Origin of the sequence: Paraburkholderia sp. BL21I4N1, assembly GCF_002973525.1 — a bacterium.
Classification (GTDB): Bacteria; Pseudomonadota; Gammaproteobacteria; order Burkholderiales; family Burkholderiaceae; genus Paraburkholderia.
This window is the reverse complement of sequence record NZ_PVEN01000016.1, coordinates 37,600-51,750: the sequence shown is the minus strand read 5'-3', so window position 1 is coordinate 51,750 and position 14,151 is coordinate 37,600. Positions and strand designations below refer to the sequence as shown.

Below are 14,151 nucleotides of genomic sequence, written 5' to 3'. Positions count from 1 at the left end.
GCGCAAAAAAATAGCGTCGAGTGAGACTCGCACAGCCTCACTCGACGCTCGATTCACTACTCAACCTGCTTAAACCGGCAGCTTGGCGACGGCCTCATCGACCTGCGTACGCGTTACCGACAACTCTTCCAGCCATGCGTCCGCATACACGGCGCCGGTTTCGCGCTCCAGGCGCGCGATCGTCGCCGCGCAACGGATCGCATCCTTCGGCGTCGCGATGAAGGACTTCACCGATTCACCGGCCTTGAACGCATCGAACAAGGGTACGCGAATATCGTCCGGCAGCGCACGGGCGGTCCACTGGTACGGCTTGCCGTTGAACGTGAATTGCGGCGGCAGCACGCGTTCCTTTTTGGCGGCCGGAATCAGGCCGAACATGCGCGCGGCGTCGCCGATCTGCTCGGCCGAAAACAGCTCGTCCGGGCTGATGTCGAATTGCTGAATGAACGTCTCGATGCTTTGCATCGCCGCAGCGCGGTCGTCGCGGCGCTTCTGCGCATGCGCGACGATGTCGCGCAATTCGTCGGCTTCTTCGGGCGTGATCGTGAAGCTCGACTGCTTCTGCTGGAGTTCGGAAAAACGCTGGAATTCGGAATCGGTCAGAAGTTTCGCCATTGCTTATCGATGCGCGCGCATGAGCGAACCCATGCGGCTTAAATTTGAGAGGGTCGCCATTCTAAACCATGTGCGCGAGCGACTGATTTTCGCTTAACCACGGCTCGACGACACTCTCTGCGGACGCCGTGTTAGCCGACGTCCTCGCGAAACATCGACAACGCCTGCACCGTCTCGCGTAGCAGGGTGGTCGCGGCTTCGAGCGTCGGCGCGACATATTCGTCGATGCGCCGCAAATACGGGCAGGTGAGCACCGCGATCGCCTGGCCGGCGGGTCCCTGGATTGGAAACGTGACGTCGGTCACGCCGAACGTCTGCTGGCTGTCCTTCTGCGAAAAGCCGGCCGTGCGAATCCGCTCGCAGGCCTGTTCGAGCGCGTCGCGATCGATCGTGACCTCGCCCTTCACCCGGGTGTGTTCGGCCAGCATCTGCTGACGCTGCTCGACGCTCTGAAACGCGAGCATCACGCGACCCGAACCGGTGTCGATCAAGCCGACCCGCGAGCCGAGCCGCACCGAGATGCCCCAGGTGCCGGGGCCATCCACTTGAGCGATCACCAGCAGGTTGCCGCGGTCGTACACCACGAGGTGACACGATTGTTCGGCAGCATCGGCGAAGCGCTGCATCAACGGCAGGGCTTCCGCGATCAGACGGTTCATCGGGGGATGGCGGTGCGCGAGCGCATACAGCTTCAGGCTCAGCGAGTAGCGGTCGCCGGCGGCCGAGCGCACCACGTACTGGCGCGCCACCAGGCGTTCGAGCATCCGGTACATCTCGCTGGCATTGCGGCCTAGCGACTTGGTGATTTCGGCGCGTGTCAGTCCGTCTTTCTGCTCAGCGAGCAGTTCCAGAATGTCGAGGCCCTTGTCGAGCGCGGGGGCGCGGTAACGGTCGGCGTCGTCTTTGTCGTCTGCGTCCATGGTGAGCGAGGTTCCGTGGCTTTTTCTCATTATCTGGCGCGTGAGTGTAAGTGCGGGGCGAATCTCTAGCGAGCGGACGATCTCCAGGGAAAACACGGGGGCATGCTGCAGTGCACTTTCCTTGACTTCGAAAAGTCCGTATATGAATAATACGTTCATTGGTGAATAGACGCACGCCAATACACGATAAGAAAGCGCAGGACGAAGTGCCGGCCGTCAAGGTCCGGTCCACGCCGTTCCCACAACGCAGTGCCTTGCATGGGGCCGGAGTCAGTGCCAAAGCGCGACTCCCGCCCGCCAAAGGAGACAACCATGTCGTTCGCCAAAAGGCCGCACGCGGTCCGCCGTTCGCTCTTCACCATGGCCGCCGCGGCTTGCATCGCCAGTCTCGGCGCTGCCGGTACCGCCCAGGCCGACACCGGCAAGATCGGCCTCGATCTGCCGCTGCTCACGTCGCCGTTCTGGCAGTCGTACAACAACTATCTGCCCAAATACGCGAAGGATTCGGGCCTCGATATCCTCGCGCCGGTCAATTCGAACGGCGATCCCGCGCAACAGATCACCGACATGAACAACCTGCTGAACCTCGGTGCGAAGGGCATCGTGGTCGGCCCGCTGGACTCGGCGGCGATCAGCCGCGCGCTCGACGCCGCAGCGGCGAAAAACGTCCCCGTGGTGGCCGTGGACGTCGCGCCGACGCAAGGCAAAGTCGCGATGGTGGTGCGCGCCGACAATCGCGCGTATGGCGAGAAGGCGTGCAAATACATCGGCGACCACGTGAAGTCGGGCAAGGTCGTGCAGATCATGGGCGATCTGGCGTCGGTGAACGGACGCGACCGGTCGGAAGCATTCCGCTCGTGCATGAAGGGCTATCCGGGCCTGACGGTGCTGGAAATTCCGGCGGCATGGAAGGGCGACGTCGCGGCCACTGCACTCGACAGTCTGCTGACCGCGAATCCCGACGTGAAGGGGATCTACATGCAAGCGGGCGGCGTCTATCTGTCGCCGACGCTGCAAACGCTGCGCCGCAAGCAGATGCTGTTTCCGGTGGGCGATCCGAAGCACGTCGTGATCGTCAGCAATGACGGCATCCCGCAGGAGTTCGATGCAATCCGCCGCGGCGATATCGACGCGACTGTGTCGCAGCCTGCCGATTCGTACGCGAAATACGGCCTGTTCTATATCAAGGCTGCGTTGGCGGGGCAAACCTTCAAGCCGGGCCCGACCGATCACGGTAGCAACATCATCCAGCTGGCGCCGGGAATTCTCGAAGACCAACTGCCCGCGCCGCTCGTGACGAAGGCGAACGTCGACGACAAAGCCTTGTGGGGCAATACCGTCAAATGAACGGTCACCTGAGCGAGCCGACGCCTTCCGTGCCGGTGGTCGAAGCGTTTGGCGTCACCAAACGCTACGGTTCGACCGCCGCGCTGAACGACGTGAGCATCCGCGTGATGCCTGGCGAGTCGCATGCACTCGTCGGGCGTAACGGGGCGGGGAAATCGACCTTGGTGTCGATTCTCACCGGCCTGCGCAAGCCCGATACCGGCGAGGTACGCTTCGGCGGCGCGGTTGCGCCGTCAATCGCGGATCGCGACGCGTGGCGTGAACGCGTCGCGTGCGTCTATCAGCATTCGACGATCATTCGCGATCTGAGCGTGGCGGAGAATCTGTTCATCAATCGTCAGCCGTCGCGCGGCGGCGTGATCGACTGGCGTGCGATGCGCCGCGACGCGCGCGAGTTGCTCGACCACTGGAAGATCGACGTGCGCGAAGAAGCACGCGCCGGCGATCTAAGCGTGGAAGCGCGGCAGTTGGTGGAAATCGCACGCGCGCTGTCGTACGGCGCGCGTTTCATCATTCTCGACGAACCGACCGCGCAGCTCGACGGCGACGAAATCAAGCGTCTGTTCCGGCGTATCAGTGAGTTGCAGCGCGAAGGCGTGACCTTCCTGTTCATCTCTCACCATCTGCAAGAGGTGTACGAGATTTGTCAGGCCGTGACGGTGCTGCGCGACGCGCGGCATATTGTCAGCGCGCCGGTGTCCGCGTTGCCGCGCGAACAGTTGATCGAAGCGATGACGGGTGAACGCGGCGGCCTGGCCGTCGCCGATGCGGCGGCGCGCGACGCGTTGCCCGCCAATACGGCGATCGCGTTGCGAGTCAAAGACCTGGCCGGCTCCGATTACGACAACGTGTCGTTCACCGTGAAGCGCGGCGAAGTGGTTGGTCTGACCGGTGCCACAAGCAGCGGCCGCACGAGCGTAGCCGAAGCGATTGCCGGTTTGCGCGCGGCCAAACGCGGCACGATCAGCGTGGACGGTGCGATCCTGCCGCCCGGCGATGTGCCCGCCGCGCTCGCGCACGGCATCGGCTGCGTGCCGAAGGATCGCCATCACGAAGGCCTGGTGCTGACGCAATCGGTCGCGGAAAACGCGTCGATGACGATCGCGCGTCTACTCGGCAAATTCGGCATTGCACCGCCCGCGAAGAAGAACGCGTTCGGCCAGAAAATGATCGACGCGCTCGGCATCGTCGCGCAAGGTCCGGAGCATGTCGTGTCCGGGCTATCGGGCGGTAATCAGCAAAAAGTGGTGATGGCGCGCGCGCTCGCCACGAACCCGAACGTGCTCGTGCTGATCGACCCCACCGCTGGCGTCGACGTCAAATCGAAAGAAGCGTTGCTCTCCGTCGTGGATCGCGTGCGCGAAGAGGGCAAGGCCGTGCTGGTCGTGTCCGGCGAACTCGACGATCTGCGCACCTGTGACCGTGTGCTGGTCATGTTCCGTGGCCATGTCGCGGCCGAATTCCCCGCGGGTTGGCAGGACCACGACCTGATCGCTTCCGTTGAAGGAGTCAGTCTCCATGAAGAATAGTGTGCCCAGTCCCGCATTCAGCACAGCGTCGGCCTCGGGGTCGACGCAGGCTGTGGCCGCCGCGACACGCGGCAAACGCGCGCGTTCCGAACTCGCGCGGTTGCGTGAACTGGCCTTGCTGCCTGCGCTCGCGTTGCTGCTGGTGATCGGCGCGTTCGTCAGCCCCAGTTTTCTGACGAAGGCGAATCTGATCAGCGTGCTGGGGGCGTCGGCGGCGCTCGCGCTGGTGGTGCTCGCGGAATCGTTGATCGTGTTGACCGGCAAGTTCGATCTGTCGCTCGAGTCGACCGTGGGCATCGCGCCCGCCGTCGGCGCGATGCTGGTCATGCCGGCCGCGTCCGCCGGCTTCGGTACGCAATGGCCGGCGGCGGTCGGCCTGCTCGCCATCGTGGCGGTGGGCGCAGTGATCGGTTTGATCAACGGCTTCCTGGTCGTGCGCTTGCGGCTGAACGCGTTCATCGTCACGCTGGCCATGCTGATCGTGCTGCGCGGCATGCTGGTCGGCGCGACCAAGGGCGGCACGCTGTTCGATATGCCGCCGGCGTTCTTCTCGCTCGCCACCACCATCGTGTTCGGACTGCCGTTGTCTGTGTGGCTCGCGGCGGTGGCCTTCGCGATCGCTGCGTTCGTATTGCGCTATCACCGCCTGGGCCGCGCGCTGTACGCGATCGGCGGCAATCCGGAGGCGGCGCGCGCGGCGGGAATTCGCGTCGAGCGCATCACGTGGGGCGTATTCGTGCTCGGCAGTATGCTGGCCTCGGTCGGCGGCTTGATCGTGACCGGCTACGTCGGCGCGATCAACGCGAACCAGGGCAACGGCATGATCTTCACGGTGTTCGCGGCGGCGGTGATCGGCGGTATTTCACTCGACGGCGGCAAGGGCACGATGTTCGGCGCGCTCACCGGTGTGTTGCTGCTCGGCGTCGTGCAGAACCTGCTGACGCTCGCGCAGGTGCCGTCGTTCTGGATTCAGGCCATTTACGGCGCGATCATTCTGGGCTCGCTGATGGTGGCGCGGATCGCCAGCGGCGAAGGTCAGAACTGATGCGCACGTTATCCGGAGAACTCATTTGACGACCCGCCAGTCCGTGCAAACCGATCCTCGTTTGATCCTGCTTAGTCCCGCTGACAACTGCCTGATCGCGGCGGCGCGTCTCGACGCGGGCACGCCGGTTGAAATAGAAGGCGAACGCGTGACGCTCGCCAAAACCATCGAACTCGGTCACAAGGTCGCGCGTCATCCTCTCGCGAAAGACGACAAGGTGCTGCGCTACGGCGCGGTGATCGGTCATGTGACGGAAGCGGTGGCGCGTGGCGCGCATCTGCATACGCACAACCTCGAAAGCGACTACCTGCCGACCTATACCCACGACGCGGGCCACGAGTTCGTCCATCACTGAAACGGGCACAACGACGTGGCCTTGCGCCGCGCTGGAACGATCATGACTGACATTTCCGTAGCACCCGCCGGCGCGCCGCCGATGCTGCAAGGCTATCCGCGCAATGACGGCCGAAAGGGCATCCGCAATGTGGTGGCGGTGGCGTATCTGGTTGAATGCGCGCATCACGTGGCGCGTGAAATCGTCACGCAGTTCCGCGCGCCGCTCGACGCGTTCGACGATCCTTCCGCCGAACACGAACCGCCGGTTCATCTGATCGGCTTTCCCGGCTGCTATCCGAACAGCTATGCCGAGACCATGCTCGAACGGTTGACCACGCATCCCAACGTGGGCGCCGTGCTGTTCGTGTCGCTCGGTTGCGAGAGCATGAACAAGCATTATCTGGTCGACGCGGTGCGCGCGAGCGGCCGTCCGGTCGAAGTGCTGACGATCCAGGAGAAGGGCGGCACGCGCAGCACGATTCAATATGGCGTCGACTGGATTCGCGGCGTGCGCGAGCAACTCGCCGCGCAACCGAAAGTGCCGATGGCGCTGAGCGAACTGGTGATCGGCACGATTTGCGGCGGCTCGGACGGCACCAGCGGTATCACGGCGAACCCGGCGGTCGGCCGCGCTTTCGATCATCTGATCGATGCGGGCGCAACCTGTATCTTCGAAGAAACCGGCGAACTGGTGGGCTGCGAGTTTCATATGAAAACGCGCGCGGCGCGGCCGGAACTCGGCGAAGAAATCGTCGCCTGCGTCGCGAAGGCGGCGCGCTATTACTCGATACTCGGCCACGGCAGTTTCGCGGTCGGCAATGCGGACGGCGGGCTCACCACGCAAGAAGAAAAATCGTTGGGCGCATACGCGAAAAGCGGAGCGTCGCCGATTGTCGGCATTATCAAACCCGGCGACATTCCGCCGACCGGCGGCCTCTATCTGCTCGACGTGGTGCCGGACGGCGAGCCGCGCTTCGGCTTTCCCAACATTAGCGACAACGCGGAAATCGGCGAGCTGATCGCTTGCGGCGCGCATGTGATTCTGTTCACCACCGGACGCGGCTCGGTGGTCGGCTCGCCGATCTCGCCGGTGATCAAGGTGTGCGCGAATCCCGCGACGTATCGCAATCTCGCGGGCGACATGGACGTCGACGCGGGCCGGATACTCGAAGGCCGCGGCACGCTCGACGAAGTGGGCCGCGAAGTGTTCGAGCAAACGGTCGCGGTGTCGCGCGGCACGGCGTCGAAATCGGAGATGCTGGGACATCAGGAGTTCATCCTGACTTACAAGACGTTCGAGCCGGTTGGGCCTGCGTGTCTGCCGTCGGGCGCTGCGCTGGCACATCGGGTCGTCGCGATCGAATCGCACTGAACGACCGCCAACCCGCCCTGCAACGTGGTCACCTCTCGCAGGCCAGCCAAGCAGCGGGCAAATCTCGCCCGCGCATGTTAAAACGTAAAAAACAGGAGACGCGCTCCATGACGGCAACGATCGGTTCGAAGATCGGGCAGCGGCGCCGCATCGGTCGCGGTGCGCTGCAAGTGAGTGGCTTGGGACTCGGCACGGCGCCGCTCGGCGGCCTTTACCGCGACCTGTCCGACGAAGAAGCCCACGCAACCATTGCCGCCGCGTGGGACGCCGGTGTGCGCTATTTCGACACCGCGCCGCACTATGGCAACACGAAGGCCGAGCATCGTCTGGGCGACGTGTTGCGTCGCTATCCACGCAGCGAATACGTGTTGTCCACCAAGGTGGGGCGCCGCTTTGTGCCGCGCACCACGCCGTTCGACGACAAGGAAGGCTGGCAAAACCCACTGCCCTTCGAAGCGATCTACGACTACACGCACGACGGCATTCTGCGGTCGTTCGAAGATAGTCAGCAACGCCTCGGCATTGTCGAGATCGACATGCTGCTGGTGCATGACATTGGCCGCATGACGCATGGCGACAAGCATCCCTACTACTGGCGGCAATTGACTGAAGGCGGCGGCTTCCGTGCGCTGGACACACTGCGCTCGTCGGGTGCGATCAAAGCCGTCGGGCTCGGTGTCAACGAAGGCGCGGTAATACTTGATGCGATGGCCGAGTTCGATATCGATTGCGCGCTGCTCGCGGGCCGTTATACGCTTCTTGAGCAGACCACACTCGACGACCTGTTGCCCGCCTGTGAAACGCGCGGCGTCAGCATCCTGTTAGGCGGCGCGTTCAACTCGGGCATTCTGGCGCGCGGCGTCGAGGGCGATCTGAAATTCAACTACGGCACAGCGCCGCGCGAAGTGATCGAGCGCGTCGCGCGGCTGGAAGCAGTGTGCCGAGCCCATGGCGTGCCGCTTGCTGCTGCTGCCTTGCAGTTTCCGTATGCGCACCCGGCGGTCGCCACCGTGTTGACCGGCGCGCGCAGTGCCGACGAATTGCGCGAGAACGTCGCGTCGTTCGAGCAGCCGATCCCCGCCGCGTTGTGGTCCGCGTTGCGCGGCGAAGGCTTGCTCGACAGCCGCGCGCCCGCGCCCGAGGACTAATCTGACGATGGCTATCGATGCCCACCAGCACTATTGGGACCCCGCTCGCGGTGACTACGAGTGGCTGACGCCGGAACTGAAGCTGTTGTACCGGCCGTTCGGACCGGCGGATCTCAAACCGTTGCGCGAACGCGCGGGCATCGAACGGACCGTGGTGGTGCAGGCGGCACCGACCCTCGACGAAACGCGTTATCTGCTGGACGTGGCGCGCCATGAGCCGTCCATTGCCGGGGTGGTCGGCTGGGTGCCGTTGCTGTTGCCCACCGCGCCCGCGCTGATCGACGCGCTCGCGCACGAGTCGAAGTTCAAAGGCGTGCGGCCGATGCTGCAGGATTTACCGGACGATACGTGGATCGCGAACCCCGATCTCGCGCCGGCGATCGAAGCCCTGATCGCGCACGACCTGACTTTCGACGCGTTGATTTACGCCCGCCATGTCGAGCATTTCGAGACCTTCGCGACGCGTTTTCCCGCGCTGCGCATCGTGGTCGATCATGGCGCGAAGCCGCCGATACGCTACGGCCGCGCGGGCTACGCAGCCTGGAGCGACGCGATCACCCGGCTGGCGGCCTTGCCGAACGTGCAATGCAAGCTGTCGGGCCTCGTCACCGAGGCGTCGCTTGGGTGGACCGAAGATACGTTGCGGCCCTACGTCGAGCATCTGCTGAAGTCGTTCGGTCCGACGCGCCTGATGTGGGGCAGCGACTGGCCGGTGCTCGATCTGAACGGCGATTATTTGCTGTGGCATTCGGTGGCGACCACCTTGCTCGCGTCGTTGAGCGACGACGAACGCGAAGCGGTGTTCGGCGGCAATGCCACGGCGTTTTACCGCTTATGAACTGACGAAGCAAACACGAGACAAGCCCATTCAACTGGAGTCGTAGATGACACAAAGACTGGCTGGCAAGACGGCCCTGATTACCGCGGCGGGACAAGGCATTGGCCTCGCTACCGCCGAACTGTTCGCACGCGAAGGCGCACGCGTGATCGCGACGGATATCCGCATCGACGGGCTCGCCGGTAAGCCGGTCGAAGCGCGTCGGCTCGACGTGCTCGACGGCGCGGCGATCACGGCGCTGGCCGCCGAACTCGGCCCGATCGACGTGCTGTTCAACTGCGCGGGCTTCGTGCATGCGGGCAATATTCTCGAATGCAGCGAAGAGGATTGGGACTTCGCCTTCGACCTCAACGCGAAAGCCATGTACCGGATGATCCGCGCGTTCCTGCCGGCCATGCTGGAGAAAGGCGGCGGGTCTATCATCAATATGTCGTCGGCGGCGTCGAGCGTGAAGGGCGTGCCGAACCGCTTTGCGTACAGCGCGTCGAAGGCGGCGGTGATCGGTTTGACCAAGTCGGTCGCGGCGGACTTCATCACGCGTGGTGTACGCTGTAACGCGATTTGCCCGGGAACGGTCGCTTCGCCGTCGCTCGAACAGCGAATCGTCGCGCAGGCTCAGGCGCAGGGCGCGACGCTGGACGCCGTGCAAGCCGCCTTCGTCGCGCGTCAGCCGATGGGCCGCATCGGCAAGCCGGAAGAAATCGCCGCGTTGGCGCTGTATCTCGCGTCCGACGAATCGTCGTTCACCACGGGCCACGCGCACGTGATCGACGGCGGCTGGTCGAACTGACGCAAACGGACACACACCGACACGCACGGATTGACGAACCGAACACCCTTGAACGATAGGAAAGTGCAACGATGAAACTGCTTCGTTATGGGCCGAAAGGCCAGGAAAAGCCGGGCCTGCTCGACGCGCAAGGCAAGATTCGCGATCTGTCCGGCGTGATCGCCGATATCGACGGTGCGGCGCTGACCGACCAAGGTCTCGCGAAACTGCGCGCGCTCGATCCGGCTTCGCTGCCGGTCGTGGAAGGCAATCCGCGCATGGGACCGTGCGTCGGCAAGATCGGCAAGTTCATCTGCATCGGACTGAATTACGCGGATCACGCGGCGGAATCGAATCTGCCGGTGCCGGCCGAGCCGGTCATCTTCAACAAGTGGACGAGCGCGATCAGCGGTCCGAACGACGACGTGGAAATTCCGCGCGGTTCGAAGAAGACCGATTGGGAAGTCGAGCTGGGCGTGGTGATCGGCAAGGCGGCGAAATACGTCGACGAAGCCGACGCGCTCGACTACGTCGCCGGTTATTGCGTCATCAACGACGTGTCGGAACGCGAATGGCAGATCGAACGCGGCGGCACGTGGGATAAGGGTAAAGGCTTCGACACGTTCGGCCCGATCGGTCCGTGGGTCGTTACACGCGACGAAGTGGCCGATCCGCAGAATCTGAGCCTGTGGCTCGAGGTGGACGGGCACCGTTATCAGAACGGCAGCACGAAGACGATGGTGTTCGGCGTCGCCAAACTGGTGTCGTACGTGTCGCAGTGCATGAGCCTGCAACCGGGTGACGTGATCTCGACCGGCACGCCGCCGGGCGTCGGCATGGGTGTAAAGCCGAATCCGGTTTACCTGAAGCCGGGACAGACGATTCACCTGGGTATCGAAGGTCTCGGCGAGCAGACGCAGAAGACTTACGCGGCGGAGTAAGTCGCGCAGGTTTCGGGTTGGCGCTGCCAGCACGAATAGAAGCGTGACCAGAAAGTAGAAAGGCCGTTCCGGCGTCAAGCCGGAACGGCCTTTGTCATTGATTGCGATATCGGTGCGGAAGAACGGTTTCCTATGCCGTCGGCTCGTGCTCGCCCGAATCGCCGATGCGGTTGATCGTGCCCTGCGCCACGGCGACCAGCTTCTCGCGATCGCCGTCCATCACGTAGATGTTGCATTGACAGGTTGCCTGGGTGCGTCCCGCGAACACCACCTTGGCCCGTGCAATCAGCGTGCCGTTCATCACCGGACGCAGATAGTTGATCTTGAATTCTCCCGTGACCACCCTCGGCCCCAGCGACAGCGCGCCGGCAAACGTCAGCGCGTTATCGGCAAGGTAGCTGATGACACCGCCATGCACGAAGCCGTGCTGTTGCCGCAGTTCGTCGCGGATAGGCAGACACAGCGTCAGTTCGTTCGTGGCGGTGTGCATCAACTCGGCGCCAAGCAGCATGCTGAACGGCTGGGCATGCAGCGCGCCGCGCGCCCGGTCGAGGAGGTCGGTCATCGTGATTCCTTGGGGCAAGGCCCGCAGTGAGGTCCGCACGGGAGTGCGCTGTGCAGTCCCTACCCACTCTAGGAAGCGCTTACGCGTCACGTCAAGGTGAATCGGAAAGATAGGCGGAGCATTGTTGCGGAAAATGACCTGAATTGCGAAGTTGGACGATGAAAAGGGGTGGTAAGGCGATCTTTGCCGACATTGATCTCAAGCAAACTTCGGCGTTGCCGTTAACCCTGACGTAGCTCCCGTCATTCTTTGCTTTCAGGTGTCCACGATGTTCAGCAAGATCAAGGTCGCATCCGGCCTGTTGTGTGTTCTGGCCGCGTTCTGCGTTTTTCAGCTGGTTACAGTGGGATTGGGGTTCTGGTCGCTCACGCGTACTCACGACGACGTCGGCGATCTGTCGAATATCGCGTTGAAGCAGGTCGACGCGGTCAATGAAACGACCCAGCGTCTGATGGATGCGCGAATCAACCTGTCGCGCGCCGGTACGCGGATGGTGCGCGGCGGCGGCGAACCGGCCGACATCGTGCAGCACGCCCGCGAACAGCTCACCGCCGCCGATCAATCCTTCGCCGCCTTCATGGGCGCGGAAAAGACCAGCGACGAGAACAGTGCGCGCGCCGCCGCGCTCGCCGAGCGGTATAAAAAGCTCCACGACGCGCTCACGGAACTCGCGCAGTTCCTCGATGGCAATAATATTCAGGCGTTCCTCGACCAGCCGACCCAGTCGTTCCAGGATGCTTACCTCGTCGAGTCGCACAACTTCGTGCAATTCGGTAAAGCCGCCAGCCGTGCGTCGCTCGATTCGATCGATACGCGCATGGCCATGTTCCGCGGCGTGAGCATCGCGATTCTGGTGCTGCTGGTGGTGGGTACCGCCGCCGTCTACGCGGCGCTGCGTCGCGGCGTCGTGGCGCCGCTGGAAGAAGCGGGGCGCCACTTCGACCGTATCGCGCAGGGTCGACTTGACCAGCCGATCGCGTCGCGCGGCACCAACGAAATCGGCCGCCTGTTTTCGGGCCTCGCCAAGATGCAGGCGAGCGTCGCGCGCACGGTGCAAACCGTGCGTGAATCCGCCGATTCGATTCACCTCGGCGCCGACGAAATTGCGACCGGCAACGCCGATCTGTCGGCGCGCACTGAAAACCAGGCTGCCTCGCTGGAAGAAACCGCGTCGAGCATGGAAGAGCTGACCGCCACCGTACGCCAGAACGCCGATCACGCACGCGAAGCCAACGCGCTGGCCGAAACCGCGCTGGAGGCGACCTCGCGCGGCAGTGAAGTGGTCAACCAGGTGGTCGACAAGATGCGCGGCATTGCGCAGAGCTCGGACAAGATCGCGGAAATCATTTCGGTGATCGACGGCATTGCGTTCCAGACCAACATTCTGGCGCTGAATGCGGCCGTGGAAGCGGCGCGCGCCGGCGAGCAGGGCCGCGGCTTCGCCGTGGTAGCCGGCGAGGTGCGTGGCCTCGCGCAGCGCAGCGCGCAGTCGGCGAAGGAAATCAAGACGCTGATCAGCGAATCGGTCGCCGAGATTCAGGGCGGTTCGACGCTAGTCGAGCATGCCGGCGAGGCGATGAGCAACGTATCCGCATCGATTTCGCGCGTCACGCAGATGATGGCGGAGATCAGCGCGTCGTCGCTCGAGCAGAGCACGGGGATCGAGCAGGTCAACCAGGCGGTCGTGCAGATGGATGAGATGACGCAGCAGAACGCGGCGCTGGTCGAACAGGCTGCGGCGGCGGCAGCTTCGCTGCATCAGCAGACGCAACAATTGAAGCAGGCCGTTTCCGTCTTCGAAATTTCGGAAACTGTGTTGCGCACGCAACATTTCGATGAAATGCGCGGGCAAATGGGGGAAATGGCGTTGTCTGGCATGCGCGCGATTTAAGCGTCGCGGCGCTCGGCAGCGCTTAAAAATAAAGCATCAGACAAAAGAAAATGGCCCGCCGAAGCGGGCCATTTTGCATCAGACGCAAGCGCCTAAGGGTGCCTCAAAGTACCTGAAGGTACTTAGGCCGGCTGGATGTTTGCAGCCTGCTTGCCCTTCGGGCCTTGCTTGACTTCGAACGTCACTTTCTGGTTTTCCTGCAGGGACTTGAAGCCGCTGCCTTGAACTTCCGAAAAGTGCGCAAACAGGTCTTCGCCGCCGTCGTCCGGCGTGATGAAGCCAAAGCCCTTTGCATCGTTAAACCACTTCACAGTACCTGTTGCCATTTTTGATCCAATAAATGTTGTGTGTTGCATTCGCGACCGCTATTTCTCAACGTGAGATCGAGCGCGAAGTACGAGTTGTATCACGTCTTTATGATGGACGCCAATCAACCAGTATTCGGGTATTCCCCCGCTCGGGCCCTTTTGAGGCCTGAAGCGCATTTTTAAGAGGGCTCCGCCCGGTAGGGTAAACTGTTTGTATTACTCTTCCAGGAAAAACATTGACACATTATTTGCAGGAAGAACTTACGTCGTTCTGGAGTCGTTTGACCCCCTATCTGGCGATATTGGAGTCGAAATCCCCTCAAGAAGACACCCCGGACCCGATCGGCCGCATCACGGTGGATGCCGAAGACCGCCAGGCTTTCGCCCTCCACACGACCGATAAAAAGTCGCTCGGCGATACGTCGGATACCCCTACCGGACACAGCGCAACTTATATGCGTTTTAAATCAGCCGACAGTGGCTGGGGTCCCTGGCAACGCGAAGAGTATTGATCGACCGGCCGGTCG

General features: G+C 62.9%; 15 protein-coding genes. 11 read left to right on the top strand and 4 right to left on the bottom strand.

Annotation, left to right across the window (positions count from 1 at the left end; all coding sequences use genetic code 11):
• Positions 1-69: 69 nt before the first annotated feature.
• Together B0G83_RS29805 and B0G83_RS29800 are read right to left on the bottom strand one after the other, a co-directional pair.
• A complete protein-coding gene (locus B0G83_RS29805; RefSeq protein WP_105510975.1) occupies positions 70-615 on the bottom strand; it encodes a hypothetical protein in 546 nt (181 codons plus the stop codon).
• Between the two features lie 131 nt (positions 616-746).
• Positions 747-1,535: an IclR family transcriptional regulator gene (locus tag B0G83_RS29800; RefSeq protein ID WP_105510974.1), complete on the bottom strand. Its 789-nt coding sequence runs from the start codon at positions 1,533-1,535 to the stop codon at positions 747-749.
• A gap of 360 nt (positions 1,536-1,895) precedes the next feature.
• On the opposite strand from B0G83_RS29800, the gene B0G83_RS29795 reads away from it, so the two are divergent.
• The 9 genes from B0G83_RS29795 (at position 1,896) to B0G83_RS29755 (ending at position 10,860) form a co-directional block, all read left to right on the top strand.
• Complete coding sequence (locus B0G83_RS29795; protein ID WP_156126846.1) at positions 1,896-2,882, top strand: sugar ABC transporter substrate-binding protein; 987 nt, start codon at positions 1,896-1,898, stop codon at positions 2,880-2,882.
• Entirely contained in the window at positions 2,879-4,411 is a 1,533-nt protein-coding gene (locus B0G83_RS29790; RefSeq protein ID WP_105510972.1) for a sugar ABC transporter ATP-binding protein, read from the top strand. Before B0G83_RS29795 ends, B0G83_RS29790 begins: the two co-directional genes overlap by 4 nt.
• Complete coding sequence (locus B0G83_RS29785) at positions 4,401-5,456, top strand: ABC transporter permease (RefSeq protein WP_105510971.1); 1,056 nt, start codon at positions 4,401-4,403, stop codon at positions 5,454-5,456. Before B0G83_RS29790 ends, B0G83_RS29785 begins: the two co-directional genes overlap by 11 nt.
• 25 nt (positions 5,457-5,481) lie before the next feature.
• Positions 5,482-5,811, top strand: a complete 330-nt coding sequence (locus tag B0G83_RS29780) for a UxaA family hydrolase (RefSeq protein ID WP_105510970.1) — start codon at positions 5,482-5,484, stop codon at positions 5,809-5,811.
• Between the two features lie 42 nt (positions 5,812-5,853).
• Positions 5,854-7,164 (top strand): UxaA family hydrolase, encoded by a 1,311-nt coding sequence (locus B0G83_RS29775; protein WP_105510969.1) that lies wholly within the window; start codon positions 5,854-5,856, stop codon positions 7,162-7,164.
• Between the two features lie 107 nt (positions 7,165-7,271).
• Positions 7,272-8,312 carry an aldo/keto reductase gene (locus B0G83_RS29770; protein WP_105510968.1) on the top strand — a complete coding sequence of 347 codons (1,041 nt, stop codon included), beginning with the start codon at positions 7,272-7,274 and terminating at the stop codon, positions 8,310-8,312.
• Positions 8,313-8,319: 7 nt separating this feature from the next.
• A complete protein-coding gene (locus tag B0G83_RS29765) occupies positions 8,320-9,150 on the top strand; it encodes an amidohydrolase (RefSeq protein ID WP_105510967.1) in 831 nt (276 codons plus the stop codon).
• A 46-nt stretch (positions 9,151-9,196) separates the two neighbouring features.
• Positions 9,197-9,940, top strand: coding sequence for an SDR family oxidoreductase (locus B0G83_RS29760; RefSeq protein ID WP_105510966.1), 744 nt, complete (start codon positions 9,197-9,199; stop codon positions 9,938-9,940).
• 71 nt (positions 9,941-10,011) lie between these two features.
• On the top strand, positions 10,012-10,860 hold the full coding sequence (locus B0G83_RS29755) for an ureidoglycolate lyase (protein WP_105510965.1): 849 nt from the start codon (positions 10,012-10,014) through the stop codon (positions 10,858-10,860).
• Positions 10,861-10,990: 130 nt separating this feature from the next.
• Here B0G83_RS29755 and B0G83_RS29750 read toward each other — a convergent pair whose 3' ends face one another.
• Positions 10,991-11,425: a PaaI family thioesterase gene (locus B0G83_RS29750; protein WP_105510964.1), complete on the bottom strand. Its 435-nt coding sequence runs from the start codon at positions 11,423-11,425 to the stop codon at positions 10,991-10,993.
• Between the two features lie 268 nt (positions 11,426-11,693).
• Between B0G83_RS29750 and B0G83_RS29745 the strand changes: the two genes are divergently transcribed.
• A complete protein-coding gene (locus tag B0G83_RS29745; protein ID WP_105510963.1) occupies positions 11,694-13,316 on the top strand; it encodes a methyl-accepting chemotaxis protein in 1,623 nt (540 codons plus the stop codon).
• A 122-nt stretch (positions 13,317-13,438) separates the two neighbouring features.
• Here the strand turns inward: B0G83_RS29745 and B0G83_RS29740 are convergent, their stop codons facing one another.
• Complete coding sequence (locus B0G83_RS29740) at positions 13,439-13,642, bottom strand: cold-shock protein (protein WP_007178724.1); 204 nt, start codon at positions 13,640-13,642, stop codon at positions 13,439-13,441.
• Positions 13,643-13,860: 218 nt separating this feature from the next.
• Between B0G83_RS29740 and B0G83_RS29735 the strand changes: the two genes are divergently transcribed.
• A complete protein-coding gene (locus tag B0G83_RS29735; RefSeq protein WP_105510962.1) occupies positions 13,861-14,136 on the top strand; it encodes a hypothetical protein in 276 nt (91 codons plus the stop codon).
• Positions 14,137-14,151 lie beyond the last annotated feature (15 nt).

Excerpts from the sequence above, each read along its gene's own strand:
- B0G83_RS29805 (WP_105510975.1), bottom strand. The coding sequence starts at position 615 with ATGGCGAAACTTCTGACCGATTCCGAATTCCAGCGTTTTTCCGAACTC.
- B0G83_RS29800 (WP_105510974.1), bottom strand. The coding sequence starts at position 1,535 with ATGGACGCAGACGACAAAGACGACGCCGACCGTTACCGCGCCCCCGCG.
- B0G83_RS29795 (WP_156126846.1), top strand. The coding sequence starts at position 1,896 with ATGGCCGCCGCGGCTTGCATCGCCAGTCTCGGCGCTGCCGGTACCGCC.
- B0G83_RS29790 (WP_105510972.1), top strand. The coding sequence starts at position 2,879 with ATGAACGGTCACCTGAGCGAGCCGACGCCTTCCGTGCCGGTGGTCGAA.
- B0G83_RS29785 (WP_105510971.1), top strand. The coding sequence starts at position 4,401 with ATGAAGAATAGTGTGCCCAGTCCCGCATTCAGCACAGCGTCGGCCTCG.
- B0G83_RS29775 (WP_105510969.1), top strand. The coding sequence starts at position 5,854 with ATGACTGACATTTCCGTAGCACCCGCCGGCGCGCCGCCGATGCTGCAA.
- B0G83_RS29770 (WP_105510968.1), top strand. The coding sequence starts at position 7,272 with ATGACGGCAACGATCGGTTCGAAGATCGGGCAGCGGCGCCGCATCGGT.
- B0G83_RS29765 (WP_105510967.1), top strand. The coding sequence starts at position 8,320 with ATGGCTATCGATGCCCACCAGCACTATTGGGACCCCGCTCGCGGTGAC.
- B0G83_RS29760 (WP_105510966.1), top strand. The coding sequence starts at position 9,197 with ATGACACAAAGACTGGCTGGCAAGACGGCCCTGATTACCGCGGCGGGA.
- B0G83_RS29755 (WP_105510965.1), top strand. The coding sequence starts at position 10,012 with ATGAAACTGCTTCGTTATGGGCCGAAAGGCCAGGAAAAGCCGGGCCTG.
- B0G83_RS29750 (WP_105510964.1), bottom strand. The coding sequence starts at position 11,425 with ATGACCGACCTCCTCGACCGGGCGCGCGGCGCGCTGCATGCCCAGCCG.
- B0G83_RS29745 (WP_105510963.1), top strand. The coding sequence starts at position 11,694 with ATGTTCAGCAAGATCAAGGTCGCATCCGGCCTGTTGTGTGTTCTGGCC.
- B0G83_RS29740 (WP_007178724.1), bottom strand. The coding sequence starts at position 13,642 with ATGGCAACAGGTACTGTGAAGTGGTTTAACGATGCAAAGGGCTTTGGC.